Annotated in this window: 10 protein-coding genes and 1 pseudogene; all 11 read left to right on the top strand. The window is 48.6% G+C overall.

Annotated features, from left to right (window positions below):
* The first annotated feature begins 2 nt into the window (after nt 1-2).
* Entirely contained in the window at nt 3-344 is a 342-nt protein-coding gene (locus C162_RS25715; RefSeq protein ID WP_036699246.1) for a hypothetical protein, read from the top strand.
* Between the two features lie 587 nt (nt 345-931).
* The gene (locus tag C162_RS34640; protein WP_051493923.1) at nt 932-3,820 is read left to right on the top strand and encodes a DUF4469 domain-containing protein; all 2,889 of its coding nucleotides are present in this window, start codon (nt 932-934) and stop codon (nt 3,818-3,820) included.
* A gap of 86 nt (nt 3,821-3,906) precedes the next feature.
* Nucleotides 3,907-4,491 carry a hypothetical protein gene (locus C162_RS25705; RefSeq protein ID WP_036699245.1) on the top strand — a complete coding sequence of 195 codons (585 nt, stop codon included), beginning with the start codon at nt 3,907-3,909 and terminating at the stop codon, nt 4,489-4,491.
* 188 nt (nt 4,492-4,679) lie between these two features.
* Nucleotides 4,680-4,952, top strand: a complete 273-nt coding sequence (locus C162_RS25700) for an alpha/beta-type small acid-soluble spore protein (protein ID WP_036699243.1) — start codon at nt 4,680-4,682, stop codon at nt 4,950-4,952.
* 203 nt (nt 4,953-5,155) lie between these two features.
* A complete protein-coding gene (metK, locus tag C162_RS25695; RefSeq protein WP_036699242.1) occupies nt 5,156-6,358 on the top strand; it encodes a methionine adenosyltransferase in 1,203 nt (400 codons plus the stop codon).
* Between the two features lie 189 nt (nt 6,359-6,547).
* On the top strand, nt 6,548-10,579 hold the full coding sequence (locus C162_RS25690; RefSeq protein ID WP_036699241.1) for an Ig-like domain-containing protein: 4,032 nt from the start codon (nt 6,548-6,550) through the stop codon (nt 10,577-10,579).
* Nucleotides 10,580-10,943: 364 nt separating this feature from the next.
* Nucleotides 10,944-13,673: a stalk domain-containing protein gene (locus tag C162_RS25685; RefSeq protein ID WP_036699239.1), complete on the top strand. Its 2,730-nt coding sequence runs from the start codon at nt 10,944-10,946 to the stop codon at nt 13,671-13,673.
* Between the two features lie 57 nt (nt 13,674-13,730).
* On the top strand, nt 13,731-14,888 hold the full coding sequence (locus tag C162_RS25680) for a sensor histidine kinase (protein ID WP_036699270.1): 1,158 nt from the start codon (nt 13,731-13,733) through the stop codon (nt 14,886-14,888).
* Between the two features lie 4 nt (nt 14,889-14,892).
* Entirely contained in the window at nt 14,893-15,615 is a 723-nt protein-coding gene (locus tag C162_RS25675) for a response regulator (RefSeq protein ID WP_036699238.1), read from the top strand.
* Between the two features lie 252 nt (nt 15,616-15,867).
* Complete coding sequence (locus C162_RS25670) at nt 15,868-16,311, top strand: hypothetical protein (protein WP_051493922.1); 444 nt, start codon at nt 15,868-15,870, stop codon at nt 16,309-16,311.
* Nucleotides 16,312-16,405: 94 nt separating this feature from the next.
* Nucleotides 16,406-17,009, top strand: a pseudogene (locus C162_RS25665) (hypothetical protein); the annotation flags it as partial.

The following is a 17,009-nucleotide window of genomic DNA, read 5'->3' as shown; positions in this document are numbered from 1 at the left end:
CGATGAAACCGATTTTATCAAAAGCACAATTGGATTACACGAAAGCAAAGAATATGTTTGAGAATAGAGCAAAGGTTATGGAAAAGGAAATTGCAGCAAAGCGGGCTTTGCAGGAGATCACTCAGGAAGTAATGGAAGAGCTTGTTCAAGCAACTGGCTTCCATGATGCTTATAATGAACTGGTTATTGCTGAGAATGCTTTGATCGAATGGTCCCATAGCACAATCAAACATGAGAAGAGCTACCGCGAGAACCGTGCAGCTATTGATGCCATGTATGAGAATGTTAATGCAAGTCCTGAGAAGCGCCAGGAGTTAATACAGCTATCGTTGAAGATTCGATAGTCCTGGATATACTAATTTGAAGGAAAGGCTGCTGAGTTGATCTCAGTAGCCTTTCTTTATGTAAATCACTATCCGAAGTGTTAACCCTGTTGCAATGTGGTTATATACTTATTAACTTGAATGCTGGTCAACAAACACCCCCCTGTTAGTACGCAATATTTGTTTGTAAACTTAGAAAATATTGTTTAATGACGTTTGGAATATCTCTATGCTATACTGATTCCCGTAGCCACCCAACATTAACAATAGTTAGTAGAACATACATATTGTATCTTCTAGTGTATCGGGGCAGGGATACAGCAGGCAGGAAAAAGTTTTTTTTAACCAAAGCGCAACTTTTTCAAACCTATTGCGTTTAAGGTGTAGAGTCACTTGCACAAGGCAATTGTGGAATGCCCTGGAGGCACTGCTCATTGCTAAATGGAAAAATTAGCTTTACGTGACTAGAGGCACATTGTATAATACTTAGGTAGAATTAGGAATCTAGTATTACTATGCCTTGAAGCTGTTTACAAGTTTCTGTGATACCCGTCACAGACATTATTTATACTTAATCTGCTCAACTCGGGAAAGGGGGTGCTCGACAAATGAGTGATATGAGCTACACAACTAAAGAAAAATCCCAGTTTATGAACGTCCAAGGAGGAGAAAAAAAGGTTATGAAGAAAATTTTATCCGTAGCACTGTCTACAGCAATGGCATTCTCGATGTTTGCCTCTGTGGCATTTGGTGAAACAGCAAAAGCAACTCCACAACAAGCATTTGATGCTTTGGCAGCAAAAGGTATTCTTAATGGATACCCAGATGGTAAAGCTCACCTTGAAAAAGATCTGACTCGCGGTGAATTCGCTAAGATCGTTACTAAATTGTTCGGTCTTACTGAAGTAACTGGCAAGCTCACTTACAAAGACAAAGGTTACACAGCTACTAACTGGACTGTTCCTTACGTAGAAGCTGTTACAGCTGCAGGCTTGATGCAAGGTCAAGACACAGTTAAAGGCATCTTCAACTACAATGGTAAAGTAACAGTTGAAGAAGTTGCAGCAGTATTGTTCCGTGCTCTGAAGATGGAACAGCCTACTACAACTGACAACAATGCATCTGTATGGGCTAAAGGCTATGCACAAGCAGTTATCAATGCTGGTCTGATTGCTAAAGATGTAAACTTCAAATCTAATGCTGACCGTGCTCTGGTAGTACAAACAGCTTATGCGGCTGATCAAATCGGTAAAGTTCCTACATTGACTGTAGCTTCTGCTGAAGCAGTAAGCCCAACCAAAGTAGTTGTAACTTTCTCTGACAAGACTACTGCAAACGTTGAATTGACAACTGCTCTGGTAGCAGGCGTTGAACAAACAATCAACTTCAAACACCTTGAAAAGGACTACACTGCAAAAGTAACTCTGCAGGCTCCTAAGGTTGTTTCCGTAACAACCCCTAACTCTAAGCAAGTAGTTGTGAAGTTCAACCGCACAGTTGATACTGACACTGTTGCTGAATCCAGCAAATTGCTTGATGAAGTGATCAAGATCACTAAGGTTGGCACTAAGGAAAATGATGCAGTTAATGCTAATGTGACATTCAATGCCGATAACACTGAGGCTGTAATCACTTTGGCTAACGTTCCAACTATCAAGTTCCTTAAAGGTAACTACAACATTGAAGTAAGCGGGGATATTCGCACAACTTCTGCAGAATCCATCCCAGCTTTCCTTCAAACGGTGAATGTTGCTGACACAGTAGCTCCGACTATCGTATCTGCAACTGCTGCTGCAAAAACAAATACTAAAGATGTATATGTTAAATTCAGCGAGCCAGTTAAAACTACCGGTATCGTAGCTTACGTTAACGGCGCACCTGCTCAAGCTACTTCAACCAATGCTACTTATGATGAATTCAAATTGAGCGGCGTATCTTTGGATAGCGGCAAGACTTATGATGTGTCTCTGCAAAACGTATCTGACTATTCCGGGAACGCAATTACACCGAACCCAACTAAAACTACAGTTACAGTAACTTCCGATGTTGCAGCTCCTGTCATCAAGAGCGTAACTCCGGTAAGCGACAGATTTATCGAAGTTGAATTCGATAAAACTGTAGATCGTGCATCCCTGGTAGGTAACGTTCGCTTGTTGAACGCTTCTGGTGAAAGCCAAGGTACGTTCTCCGTTATTACTTCTGAGAATGGCAAGAAGTTCACATTGCAGTCCCCTAGAATTTCATTCCCATCCAGCAATACTTTCACCGGCTCAGTTGTTTTCGCTGCTTCGGTTAAGGACACACTGGGCAATATCCTGGGAACGGCTTCTAACCAAGCCATCACATTCACTAAGGACACAGTAGCTCCAACAGTGACTAATGTAACTTATTCAACAACTGCAACGAACAAAGGTATTGCCTTGAGATTCACTAAGGATGTTGAGTATGTTGGTAAGGGTACTGTATACCTGATCAGTGAATCTACTGGTGAATCCATCATTGTTCCAACTACCGGCTTCAAGAAAAACAACGAAAAAACTATCGTTATTCCAGTTCCAGCTACTGTAGCTGCTGGTAAGTACACTCTGCGTGTACCTGCTGGTCTAGTGAAAGATAAATCTTATGCTGGCAATGAAAATACTGCACAAGTATTGGATGTTACTTTGGGAGCTTCTTCCACTGATGACAAGGGACCAACATTGTTCATGCCAACTGCTAGCTACACACCAATTAAATTCAATGACAGTGTGAAAGTTAGCGGAGACAGCGTTACTAATACAGTATATGGCGAAGCAAGCATTACAGTTGATCTGATGGATCCAAGTGGTCTGAATAGCACAACTCTGATCGATGTAAACAGCTATACACTGGACGGTAAAGCACTTCCAGCTGGTTCATTCCCATCTGTAACAACTCTTGATATTAATGGTAATGTAACTACATCTACAAAGAATCCTGTATATGCTCGCGTAACTATCAAGATTCCTAGTGGTGCAATTGACAAAACTAAATCTGATTACGAGTTCATCGTAAGCGGAGTTACTGACACTGTTGGTAACGGCATTGATGGTACACAAGCTAAAGCTAAGGGTAAGCTGACTAGCAGAGTTAAGCCAACCTTTAACACTGCTGCAGTATCTGGAGGAAGCTCCACTGAACTGATCCTTGGATTCTCTAAAGACGTAGTTGGTCTTACTAAAGAGAACATCACAAGCAACCTGCAGTTCTTTATCAACAATGATGTTGTTGATAACCAAGCTGTTAAGGCATCACAAATCGTTTCGGTTACTGAAATCAAGTACGGTTCTGACAAGGGTAAATGGTCTGTTAAGTTCTCCAAACAAATCATTGATTCTAAAGCAGGCGCACTTGAAGAGCTTGACCTTAACGCTAACGAAGTTAACAGAATTATTGTTAAAGTCGTTAAAGGTGCAACGTTCACTGACGGTGACGGAAACGTTATTAAAGACGACACTACTGAAGTTTACGCTAAGTAATCTCCGATTACCGAAGCAAAGAATAGCCTCTTCGGAGGCTATTCTTTTTTTATAGCCATTTATTCCGATATGAGGAGGAAATACATTTGAAGACAGCTTGGAAAGTATCAATGTCGGCGGTGCTATTGGCGGGGAGCCTGTGGGCAGGCTCCTTACTTAATATTACGGCTGAAGGTGCAGGCGTAGGATCGCAGCCAGGAACGGCAGAGGACCCGGTGGTTACCAAGAGCTATGTGGATCAGCAGATTCAGAAGGTTTTGGGCGGTAACATTAGTCCACCTACCCAAGCTCCGAGCGCTACGGCTACTAATGCACCGGCTGCAACTGCAGCACCGAGTGCAACCACAGCACCTACCAAAGCGCCAGCTCCCGGTACAGGGGATACCAGCATTACAGGAAATGCCGTTGAAATTGTTGATGTGAAGCCAGGCCAGACTCTCATCGCTGGAGCAGGTGCAGAATTCATTGTTCGTGCCGGCAAAGCGGTTATTTATTCCCAGGATGCTAATGGGGTGGCTGATTTGACGGATGGTGTCGATTTGGCGAATGGTGTAGCTGCGCCTACGAATCATCTGTTATCTTTCCCGCGGGATGGCCGTGGAATCGCTGTACAGGACGGTCAGACGATGAAAATCGTTGTTATGGTCCGTGGTGCATATACTCTCAAATAAACAACAACCCGTTTTAAAGGACACATCAATCGGTATTTTTCTTTCTATATAAAGAATGCCCTATATTGGATTTCAATATACCCCGGAACTCATTCCCACAGCTGACAAACATTGAGCCGACTTAAGCCTTTGGAATTCGTACACAATACCACCTGTAATCTTAAAAAATTCGCAGGAGGTGCTGTAACATGGCACGTACAAATCGCACAGTGGTACCAGAAAGCCGGGCAATGCTGAAACAAATGCAATATGAAATTGCTTCTGAATTCGGATTATATGGAGCTTCGTACGGCGGCGGAATGGATACGGAGTTTGCTTCTGAGCTGGGGACAATTGGCGGAGCAAGCGCATCTGGAGGAACTCCATATCTGGGGCATCTAAGCTCCAGAGATAATGGATCTGTTGGCGGGGAAATCACAAAGAGGTTGATCAAACAGGCAGAGCAGTCTCTATTCGCATAACTGGCTTCAATTGACAGCAACCGGTAAATAAGATAATATGACTTTTGAGGAAGGCCGTAGACCTTTTCCATTCGGAAAAGGTTCATTTTTTGAATTAAACAGGCATTGGCCATTATTATTCTACTACTTACATTTGGCCTGTTATCTACTAGGGAGCCCCCTTGAATACAGTGTCAGATCAACAATATGGGAGGTTGTTGTATATGTCGATCAAAGGGCGTCATCTGTTTACTTCTGAGTCCGTAACGGAGGGACACCCCGATAAAATCTGTGATCAGATATCCGACGCGGTACTAGATGCATTTCTTGCTAACGATCCTAATGCCCGTGTAGCTTGTGAGGTAGCTGTAGCAACAGGTCTCGTGCTTGTCATCGGGGAAATTAGCACTAAGTCTGAATATGTGGATATTCCGGCAATCGTACGTAATACTATTAAGGAAATTGGCTATACCCGCGCGAAGTTTGGCTTCGATTATAATACGTGTGCCGTCCTTAGCTCGTTGAATGAGCAATCTGCAGACATTGCCCAGGGTGTAAATGCTGCTCTTGAGCATCGTGATCCTGCGTCACTAGCTGAAGAGACTGCTAACATCGGTGCGGGTGACCAAGGTCTGATGTTCGGGTTCGCTACCAATGAGACGCCTGAGCTTATGCCGCTTCCGATTGCCCTGTCTCACCGAATTGCCCGCCGCTTGGCGGAAGTCCGTAAGGATGGAACTTTGAAATATCTGCGTCCGGATGGTAAAACCCAGGTTACGATTGAGTACCAGGGCGACAAGCCGGTGCGTGTGGACACGATCGTAGTATCTACCCAGCATGCAGAAGAAATTACCCTTGAGCAAATTCAGGCAGACATCAAAGAGCATGTCATTCTTCCGGTTGTACCAGCTGAACTATTGGATGAAGCCACTAAATACTTCATTAATCCTACTGGCCGCTTTGTGATTGGTGGTCCTCAAGGAGATGCCGGTCTGACTGGACGTAAGATTATTGTGGATACATATGGCGGTTATGCCCGTCATGGCGGCGGAGCCTTCTCCGGTAAAGATCCGACCAAAGTGGACCGTTCTGCAGCCTATGCTGCCCGTTATGTAGCGAAGAATCTGGTCGCTGCCGGCCTTGCTGACAAGTGCGAGATTCAATTGGCGTATGCTATCGGTGTTGCAAACCCTGTATCGATCAATGTAGATACATATGGAACGGGGAAGATCAGTGAGGAGAAGCTGGTTCAGCTGATCAGCGATAACTTTGATCTTCGTCCAGCGGGAATCATCTCGATGCTGGATCTGCGTAAGCCTATCTATAGACAGACAGCTGCTTATGGACATTTTGGCCGTACAGATGTGGACCTTCCTTGGGAACGCGTGGATAAGGCGGATTTGTTAAAAGCCCAGTCCGGAATCTAAGAATTAAGAATAAACATGCCCATACAGATGCCCTCATGAAGAGGGTGCTGTGTGGGCCTTTTTTTTGTGAAAAGAGCAAGCCGATGTGCCCTTAGCTGTCATCTTCTAAACTTTGGAAGCCCTTTAGCCGAAATATAACAGTATACAAATACAAGAAGTGCTGGAAGGGCTGAAAGGGGTTTTTTAAGAATGAAAAAGAAATTAACAATAGGCACAGCAATTATCATTGCAGGCAATCTGCTGCTTGGTCTGGGCAGTCCGGCTATCGGTATACATACATCAGCGGTATACGCCGCTTCGGAATTCGGAATCAGCATTTCTCCTGCGAACGGGTCTGCTTTTGTAAATGTCGGGGCTTCGCTGGGGCTTAGCTTTGACCGCCAGGTGATCCCGCAACCCGGGAAAATCACCATTACAGATGTAAATGCCGAAACAGTATTTACGGAAATTGCAATCGGGAGTGCAGGGCTAATCGGAAACTCGGCAAGCTACGAGATCAAGCTAGGCTCCAGTTTTAAATTCGCTCCTTACAAAACATATAGCGTAAGTGTGCCTAAAGGGCTGTTCAAGGATAGTGCAGGCAATGAATCAGCAGCAACCAGCTGGAAGTTCACGACAGCCCCGGAGGTGAACCCGGCGATTATAGCAAGCAGTATGTCTCCGGCCAGCAATTCCAGAATAGAGGCAAGTAGCTTAACGGAGCTGAGTATACGCTTATCCGGAGTGCTTACAGCCGGGGGAGGCAGCGTCAGGCTGCTCTCATCAGCGGATAACGCGGTTATACAGGAGTTTGCGATCCGCGAGGGAGAAGCTGGAGTAGCCTTCCAGAGCGCAGATTCAGCTACAACGGTTACACTGACACTGGCTAATAAGCTTCCATCTGGCGGAAATTATTATGTGCTTATCGATGCGTATGCATTCAAGGATGCTAATAATACAACCTACCAGGGGATAGCGAGTGGCAGCGGCTGGACCTTCTCCACGATTGGCACGGGTACTATCTCTGCATCTACGGCTCCGGCCAACGCATCTTTTGGCGCATCGGTAAGTGGAGCCCTTAAGCTGTACTTCGACCGCCCGATGAGTCCGGCCTCTGGAGTAATCTCAGTCTCTCCAGGTGCAGAAGGGGACGCCAGGACAAGATGGTTGAATGTTAACTCGACGAGTGTCACCGGCGGGGGGAGCTCAGCAATTACACTGTTGCCAGCCTCCGCGGCGTCGCCGCTGTTGAGCGGTACACTATATACAGTTACAATACCGCAGGGGGCTTTTTATGATCAGGATGGTCAACTCTTTCCGGCTTCAGGCCCGTACTCCTGGACATTCACTACAGCTTCCCTGACAAGTCTGTCTGTAGCCGGGTTATCTCCAGCGGACCGCAGTGAGTCGGTAGACATCTCCAAAACGATTGCGGTTAATTTCAACCGGGATGTTGTCTATGATAGCACCGTCGCAAGCGGGGTTGTTCTATACAAAAGCAATGGCTCTAAAGTGGCAGCGGCAGTCCAGCAGGGTGCCTCTGCCAAAGAATTCATTATTAAGCCGGCTGCAGCGCTGGAATCAGATACGATCTATTATATCGACATCGCCAAAGGGACGTTCACAGACGCCGCTGACCCCAGCGTGCAGTATGAGGGATTAAGCGGTACCAAATCATGGAGCTTCCGCACTGTAGCCATAGACAAGACCCCGCCATCGCTGACGAGTGCAGTGCTGGAGAACAATCGGACGATCCGTCTGAGGTATAGTGAGACGCTTAATGCTTCAGTGGCTCTGCTGGCTTCCAGCTTCGGGGTAACCGTCAATGAGGAAACCCGGAATATTGAGAGTGCCTATATTCAAGGAGATAGTGTATTTGTAGTGATTAGTACAGGTATCGCTGTAGGCCAGAATGTGAAAATCAGCTATACCGGCGGCGTGCGGACGATTCAGGATACGAGCGGGAATGCTGCACCTACCTTTTCTGGACAGCAGATCACCAATACTATAGAATCGGCGCTCCCTACGCCCAAAGAAGGCAGAATTACAGGCAGAACAGTAACACTGACCTTCAATGATACGCTCAAAACGGTCTCTCCATATGCCTATGAACAGTTTGTGGTCACGACTGACGGGTATTCGCTTGGGGTGAATTCTATTAGTACCAGCGGCAATACCCTATATCTAACTGTAGGTTCTGAGGTGGGCAATTCGGAGTCGGTCCGGGTATCCTATTACGCCGGATCGTATCCGCTGGTTAGCTCTCTGGGGCAGAATATCGCGGGCTTCGCTGAGTTTAACATCCGCAATACTAAGGACAACGTGCCGCCGGTGTTCCAGAATGCGACGGGAGCGGGCAATAAGCTACTTCTCAATTATAACGAAGGTCTGTCCACCATTAATTTGCCGATGAATAGCCAGTTCTCTGTACTGGTTGGCGGCAAACCAAACTATGTTACCAATGTTTCGGTGAGTGGTACACAGGCTACATTGACCCTTCAGAATGCATTGCCGCTTAGCGGAACAGTTACGGTATCCTATGTTCCAGGTACTCTTGGACTTAGTGATCTGAATGGAAATCGTGCCGCCTATGTTGATCTTCAGCCAGTGTCTGTAACTTCAGCTACGGTAGTCTCCGAGATCAGCGTAGCTACGGTGAAAGGCAATGAACTTAATGTTACCTTTACCAAAAGCATGCAGTCCTCTTCAAAATTGTATGCTAATCAGTTTGGGATTAAGGCTGATGGAAGCGGCATTGATGTTCAGGATTTCAGCCTGTCCGGAACTCTTTTAAAATTGAATCTCTCGCAAGCAGTGATGGCCGGTCAAAAGGTTGAGCTCTCTTACCTGTCTGGTGCGGGGATGATTACAGATACCAATGGGAACTCACTTCCTTCCTTCAACTCATTGTCTGTTCAGAATCTGACCACTGGTGTAACCGGCAATGGAAGCCGCCCTTCTTATCTGGGAACCCTGCCTGCCAGTGAGTTTGGCAAGGAGTACCCGTTACTGAAGAGTGATTCTGCTCTTGGGGTTACAGATCTTTCGGTCTACAAACAAATGGTTAAAAGATATGATCTGAATGCAGAGCGTATGGCTGCCAGTTATCAATATCTGAAGCTTGCAGGTACGGATGAGTTGGTATTCGAGGTTCCTTCTACAGAGAAGTCAGCCTATGTTACCGTTCCGCTAAAAGCTCTATCGGATGCAGCCGCAAGCAACAAAAATGCAAAACTGATCATCCGGTACGGAGATCATATGTATGGTATAAAACTAAGCGATATTGATGTGAATTCACTAATTGCTAGTTTGGGGACAGATATTAGTAAGGTCTCCCTTGTTCTGCGTATGGAGAGTGTTCCGGGCGGGACGTTCTATTCGTTCGAACAAAAAGTTGGAAGCCAGGCCATGCGTAACGTTACCGGGCTTATGGATTTACGTCTAACGGGTTCTATTAAAGATAACTATTCCAATGCCAAGGAGTTAAATGTAGCAGGACAATACACTGTTCGCAATGCTGCTGTACTGAACTCTGCACAAACGATGGCTGCCGGAGTAGATTCGACATATAATGATGCTATTTATTTGCCGGCCCAAATTGCTACAGTGGGGAGTAATAGCGTTGTTAGTGCACGCACGAAGGGGAACCAGGTGGTGGGAGTGTACATATCCTTGCGTACATTTGGAGATGTGACCTCCCATTGGAGTAAGACTGCTGTAGCAGAGTTGGCCGCCAAAAATATCATAGATAGCAGCTATGGAACTGCGTTTATGCCTGATCAGCCGATCACCCGTTCCGAGTTCGCTGTGATGCTTAGCCGGGGCCTGGGTCTACAAGCAGTTCGTGGTGGAGCTTCCCAGTTTAAGGATGTACGCCCCTTTACACAAACGAGTGACTTCATTGAAGCCGCCGCCAAAGCCGGCATCATCAACGGCAATACGGACGGGACCTTCCGTGCGGAGGATAAGATTACCCGTGAGCAGATGGCGATTATGATGGTGAGGGCGCTGGAGTATTCCGGACAGTCTGTAACGCTGAGTGCATCGGTGATGGATACGCTTAGCCCGTTCAAGGACCGGGCGAAAATTCTGAGCCAGAGTATCGAATTTGTAGCCAAGGCGGTTAAGGCGGGAATTATTCAGGGGGTCAGCACTACAGAGTTCCAGCCGCAAGGTAATGCTACCCGAGGGCAGGCTGCGGTCATGCTACAGCGGATGCTGAAGGCAGCAGGCTATTTGTAAGGGAATTGTATAGTTTATAGTTAAGCAGAGCATCCGGTCTATGGGCCGGGTGCTTTTTTGATAGATAAGAATTTATGTGTTTTGGGGTCCCCGCAAAGTACCTGAGTCACCACCTACGCTAAAGCCCCACTTTGTGGGGTTATTTTGCGAGGACATATTTTATATGTTCCGGAGCTATTTTGGCACGCCAGGACAGCTCCGGCGTGACTCTGCCCAGCCGGTAAAAACTGCTAGTTCTCTCCAATTTTCGCAACTTTTCGAGCTGAATTCAGTCTATTAAAGGTATAGTCTATTACTATGAACTGATATCCAGGTCTTGATAGCGAGGTAGAAGAGTACAAATAGATGGGAGAGTTACACTGAAATGAATGAGTTTTTCATGGGGAAGAAGAGTACGGAGCAAACACGGGGAAATCAATGGTCGCCTGCTAAAAAATGGATTGCTGCATCCCTGGCAGGTGTAATATGGATCATGCCGGTTGTCGGAAGTGAAGGTGCAGGATGGCTGGGCGCAAGCACTGCGCCGGTAGCACAAGCAGCAGCGTCCTTCTCGGCGACGAAGCTTAGTGAAGAGGTTATCACTTCCGGTGCGATGATGATGAAATATAAATTTACCACGGTGCGTTCCGGTAAGAGTGCGACAGGACTGGCCAGCGTCATTCGTGTCGATCTGAATAATCCTTACGTCTCTCTGGATGTAATGACCGGCAAAGGCGGGAATCTGACGACACGGCAGAGCACCGGGGGCATGGCGGCGGAGACAGGAGCAGTCGCGGCGGTGAACGGGGATTACTTCAATACCGGCGGAGAGGGTGCACCGATTGGCGGTCAGGTATCCGGCGGAGTATTGGTGTCTACCCCTTCACAGTTGAACGGAATGTATGCTTTTGCAGTAACCAAGGACCGTAAACCTATCATTGATGAATATACTTTTGAGGGGATGCTGACCGCAGAGGATGGTTCTCAGTTCCCGCTATCCGGCATCAACAAAGGGGCTTACAATCCCGAAGGCGGCAGTTCAACTTACAGTCATGCTAATGCTGCTTATATTTATACAGATGCTTGGACAGCGCTGGAGCGTCCTAAGGGCAGTTCTACTACACCGACGGAGGTGCTGGTAGAGAATGATATCATTACTCAGATCTCGCTGGATTCGGCTCTGCCGGTGACCGTACCCAAGGGGGCCTATATTCTGCGGACGCACGGGCTGGCTGCACAGTTCGTTAAGGCCCATCTGATTGTAGGACAGAAGCTGAACAGTACCTATGTGCTCCGTTCCAAAACTACTCAGCAGGAGCTCGATCCTTCAACGCTGCAGATGATGATCGGGGGGCATACGATTCTGGTCAATAACGGCAAGGCGTCGTCGTTCTCACGCTCCACAAGCAGTATAGGCGGGTACCGGGCGCGTACAGCGCTGGGATATTCCCAGGATGGCAGGTATGTATATGTCATTGCAGCCGAGAAAAACAGCAATAGTGCAGGGCTGTCGCTGACAGAGCTGCAATCCTTCATGACGAATATTGGGGTGTGGAAAGGGATTAATCTGGACGGAGGGGGCTCTACAACGATGGTAGACCGCCCGCTGGCTGAAACCTCGACTACACTTACCTTCAATACCGAATACGGCAAGGAGCAGCGTACAATCGTTAACGGCGTCGGGGTATATACTTCTGCTCCGCAAGGTGAAGTGAAAGGAATCAAGATCAGCGGCAGTTCGGTACTGTTAATCGGACAAAAGGCCACATACTCCCTAAAGGGCTATGATACGTACTACAATCCGGTGGATGTAGCAGCGGCTAATCCGGCCTGGACCGCAAGCGGCGGCAGTGTGACTGTGAATGCGGGCGAAGCAACGGCAGTCAAGCCAGGAACCGTGAAGCTGAAGGCGACCAGCGGAACAGCGAGTGCGGAGACCGAGGTCACCGTTCTGGGCGGAGAAGACTTGTCTAGCCTGATTGCAGGTACAGCCACTGCACCGCTGCAAGCTGGGGCCACTGTATCAGTTCCGGTTAGCGCAGTGTCGAAGAGCGGGGCAACGATAGCTGTTCCGGCAACCGCACTGAAGTGGGAGTTCATCGGCTTCAAGGGAAGTGTGGGGGATGGCAAGCTTAAGGTGGAGTCGGTCGATCCTGGCGTAACTACCGGATATGCGATTGCCCGCTATGACGGCTTCAGCACGGCGGTTGTCTTGTCTACTGCGGCTGCTACGGCGTGGGAGGATTTCGAGAATGCCAATTATCCGTTCGCGTTCACTACCAATGCGGCAGGGGTTACCGGAACAGCAGCAGTGGTTCCAGGCAGCGCAGAGCGTGCAGGCTCGAAGGTGTTATCGCTTAGCTACGATATGAGTGCAGGCACCGGCAAAATGTATGCATACGCCCAGTTCAACGGTACAACGGGCAAGGATATTCCGGCGGCGGCGACCTCAATGTCCGTCGATGTGATGGGAGACATGAGCCTGAACTGGATGCGTGCCGAGCTGACGGATGCCAGCGGAAAGACGGCCTATATTGATCTGGCGAAAGTCATCGACTGGAACGGCTGGAAGACGCTTAATATCGATCTGTCCGGCTCAGGGATTAAATTCCCAGCTTCCCTTAAGAGACTTTACGTGGTAAATGTAGAAGAAGGCCAGGATGAACGGGCCAAGACGGGGACAGTGGCCTTTGATAATATTTCCTTCGTGATGCCATCGCTCTCCAGTGAGGCGGGACTGCCCAAAGGGATGGCGGCGATGAGCATAGGCGGCAAGGCGATGACGGTTAACGGCACCAAGCAGCCTATTGATGTCGCACCGATCGTGAAGGACGGCAGTACGTATGTGCCGATAAAATATGTAATGGACGCGTTCGGCGGCAATGCGGTCTGGGATGCGAAGACCAAGAAGATTATGGTCCTTCGGGGCTCCAAGGCGCTGGATCTGACCGTGAACAAGAAGGAATTCGTGCTGAACGGGAAGCGGCAGAGTGCTGAAGTAGCACCTATAATCCTGAATGCCAGGACTTTAGTACCGCTCAGACTCGTGACAGAACAGCTTGGACTGACTGTAAAATGGGAACAGAACACTAAGACCGTAACTATCGAATCGTGATATGTTAGTATAAAGGAAAGCCTTTAATACGATTCGATAGAAATGGGGCAAGCATCCGTGGAATTTCAAGCCGATGCGATAGATCGGGTGATTAAAAACACCATCGATGTGATGGAGAGCAGCAAGTATCAGATATTCGAAATATTGCAGGTGGCACGGGATGAGCTTGCTGCACTCAACAAAGAGCTGCAGCGGGTCATGGAAGAAACGGATGAAACATTGCAAAAGGTAGACAAGCTGGAGCAGCAGTACCACCGCTCCCGGATCCGGCTGACAGAGGTCAGCCGGGATTTTGTCCGCTACACGGAGAAGGACATACGGATTGCCTATGAGAAGGCGACAGAGCTGCAACTTGAGCTGATGATGACCAGGGAGAGGGAGGCTTATCTGCGGAACAGACGCGATGAACTGCAAATGCGTGTTCGCAGTGTCGAAAATTCTGTAGAACGTGCCGAATCAATTGGTTCGCAAATGAGCGTTGTCCTGGAATATCTGTCTGGAGAACTAGGTCAAGTGACGCGAATTGTCGAATCTGCGAAGAACCGCCAGATGATTGGACTCAAAATAATCCTGGCTCAGGAAGAGGAACGGAAAAGAATTGCCCGGGAAATTCATGACGGGCCTGCTCAAATGCTGGCGAATCTAGTCCTAAGGACGGAAATTGTAGAAAGAATGCTGGTAAAGCAGGAATTTGGGCTGGTACAAGCCGAAGTAATAGACTTAAAGGGGCAGGTAAGATACAGCCTGGAAGAAATGCGCAAGGTGATTTTCAACCTGCGTCCGATGGCGCTTGATGATTTGGGGCTGATTCCGACTCTGCGGAAGTATGTGCATGATTATGAGGAGAAGACGAAGATCCGTACCTCTTTTGAAACCAGGGGGAAGGAGCACCGGTTGTCCTCGGCGATGGAAGCAGCGGTATACCGGCTGGTTCAGGAGGGGCTGTCCAATGCGGCGAAGCATGCTTATCCGAGCTACGTACTGGTAGAGATTACTTATCAGGCTCAATTGATCAAGATTGTCGTGAAAGACAATGGCTTAGGCTTCAATGTGAAAAAAATCAGTGAACAAGCCAACCGGGAAAGCTTCGGTCTGGTGGGTATGCGCGAACGCGTGGAATTGCTGGAAGGAAGAATGGAAATACAGTCAGCCGAGAACCAGGGCACAACAATCGTAATTCACATTCCGACGAATGTGGAAAAGGGAAAGGAGTAATGTGATGGAGAACCAAAACTCTGGCAAAGCGCCCATTAAAGTTCTTTTGGCCGATGATCATCAATTGTTTCGTGAAGGGCTCAAGCGTATTTTGAATATGGAGGATGACATCGAGGTCATTGGCGAATGCGGTGACGGCATCCAGGTGCTTGAATTCTGCAACGGCAACAAGCCGGATATCGTACTGATGGATATCAATATGCCGATTGAGAACGGCGTGGAGGCTACGCAAAAGCTCCGTGAAATGTTCCCGGATGTCAAAGTGATAATCCTCTCGATTCATGACGATGAAAGCTATGTGTTTGAGACGCTGCGCAAGGGGGCGAACGGATACCTGCTGAAGGATATGGAAGCCGAGTCGCTGATTAATGCGATCCGTTCTGTATGTGAGGGGCATGCTTTTATCCATCCGAAGGTGACCGGCAAGCTGATTAATCAGCTGCGGCGCATGACGTACCTTAACGAGACTGGCGCTATGGCCGAGACGGCCGTGAAGGAAGCCGGTGTCAAATTCGTTGCAGGCGACAACAATCCGCTGACCCGCCGCGAGGCAGAGGTGCTGCGCTTGATGGCAGAGGGCAAGAGCAACAAGATGATCGGGGAGTATCTGTTTATCAGTGAGAAGACGGTCAAAAACCATGTCAGCAGTATTCTGCAAAAGATGGAAGTGGATGACCGCACGCAGGCTGTAATTAATTCTATCAAATATGGCTGGGTAACTTTATAGCTTCCCTCATAATCGTTTAACTGAGCGTTTTGGAGAATCCTAATGATCCTATAAAACGGTACATAACTTGTATGCAGCCTCGAGCTGCAGCCATAGTATTGTTTCAGTCCGCACTCTATTCGAATTTTGCAAAATGCTAACTTAAATATGTACCCTAAGTTAAACTGGCGGGAGAGGCTCCCGTGCTAGTGGGCTGTCACCGTCCTTTTATATCCGGCATATAGTGTGGGTATAAGAGGGAGGTGCATCTTCATGATCGCCCAGTTAATCTGGATTATCTCTATTTATGCATCCGCAGCAGCCCTTGTTCAACTCCTGCATCATCGGGAAGAGACCCGGGCAGCAGCACGGACTGGTAAGCGGCTTCACTATATTCTGATTACCCGTAATCATGAGGCCGTGGTGGAGTGGTATCTCAGGGTCTTTGCAGTTCATGCTTGCTGGATGGGCAGGCCCCTGCAGGTTACCTTGGTGGATGACGGTTCAGAGGACAGGACCATGGCGGTAGCCTCACGGATGGCTTATTACAACTCTTCTATTGAATTTGCGCCTGCGGTGCCGTTATACGGTCTCGCGGACAGCGCAGAACTCCGGCAGGGAGTTACAGTGGACCTACGGGTTCAAGAGCCGCTGCTGCCGCTGCGGATGATGCGGTTGCCGGGAAGCGGGAGATCCCCATCCAAGCACGGCGAATGACAGTTAAATATACCAGTTACGGGTGAAGCACACTCTCCAGGAATGGGGCGGTGTGCTTTTTTGTTGTGTTTCTTAAGAAAAGGGGGCGAGGGAATTGAAGGTAGCAGTGTATGTGGTGACGCAGGGCGGGGACTGGCAGGCTCGGATTTCACTGAATCTGGCGGTGGATGAATTATGGTGGGCGGGTGAGGCGGAGGGACTTGTGATGCTCTCCCGGTCACTACCGCTGGGCTGGGCGGTGAAACTGGCAACAGTTTGCAAGTTCACGAACCAGATGCAGCGCTGGGATGAGGCAGCCTGGGTGAAGTACACCGCAGCTCTCTTGAAGGCGGAGATCCGAGCGGAGCAGGCTGCTGGAGGGGCACGGGGAGCAGGTTGGCCTTTTGAGGAGGTTGTGGTGTATAGGCTGCCGGGAGACAGGGGATGGGGTGGGGATGGGGAATTGGGAGGTGTCAGGGGGAACGCACAGGAGAGCTTACGGAGGAGTGAGCTGGAGGTACTTGCAGCGGAAGCTGACCGGCTGGTTGCGGCGCTGGACGGGCGTTCCTTGCTTCAGGGTGAAGCAGAGGCTCTTGTGGCCGAGCAGCTCCCGGAGCTGGCGGAGAATTGGCGGGCTGCGGCGCAGCTCGCCTACCTCCAGGGACGGCTACGCCTTACGGCAGCCGTCCTGGCCCCTGCGGGCGCCGCGCGGCTAGGCC

The sequence above is a fragment of the Paenibacillus sp. FSL R7-269 genome (assembly GCF_000517865.1).
Lineage (GTDB): Bacteria > Bacillota > Bacilli > Paenibacillales > Paenibacillaceae > Paenibacillus_AQ.
This window is presented reverse-complemented; position numbering and strand designations above follow the sequence as displayed.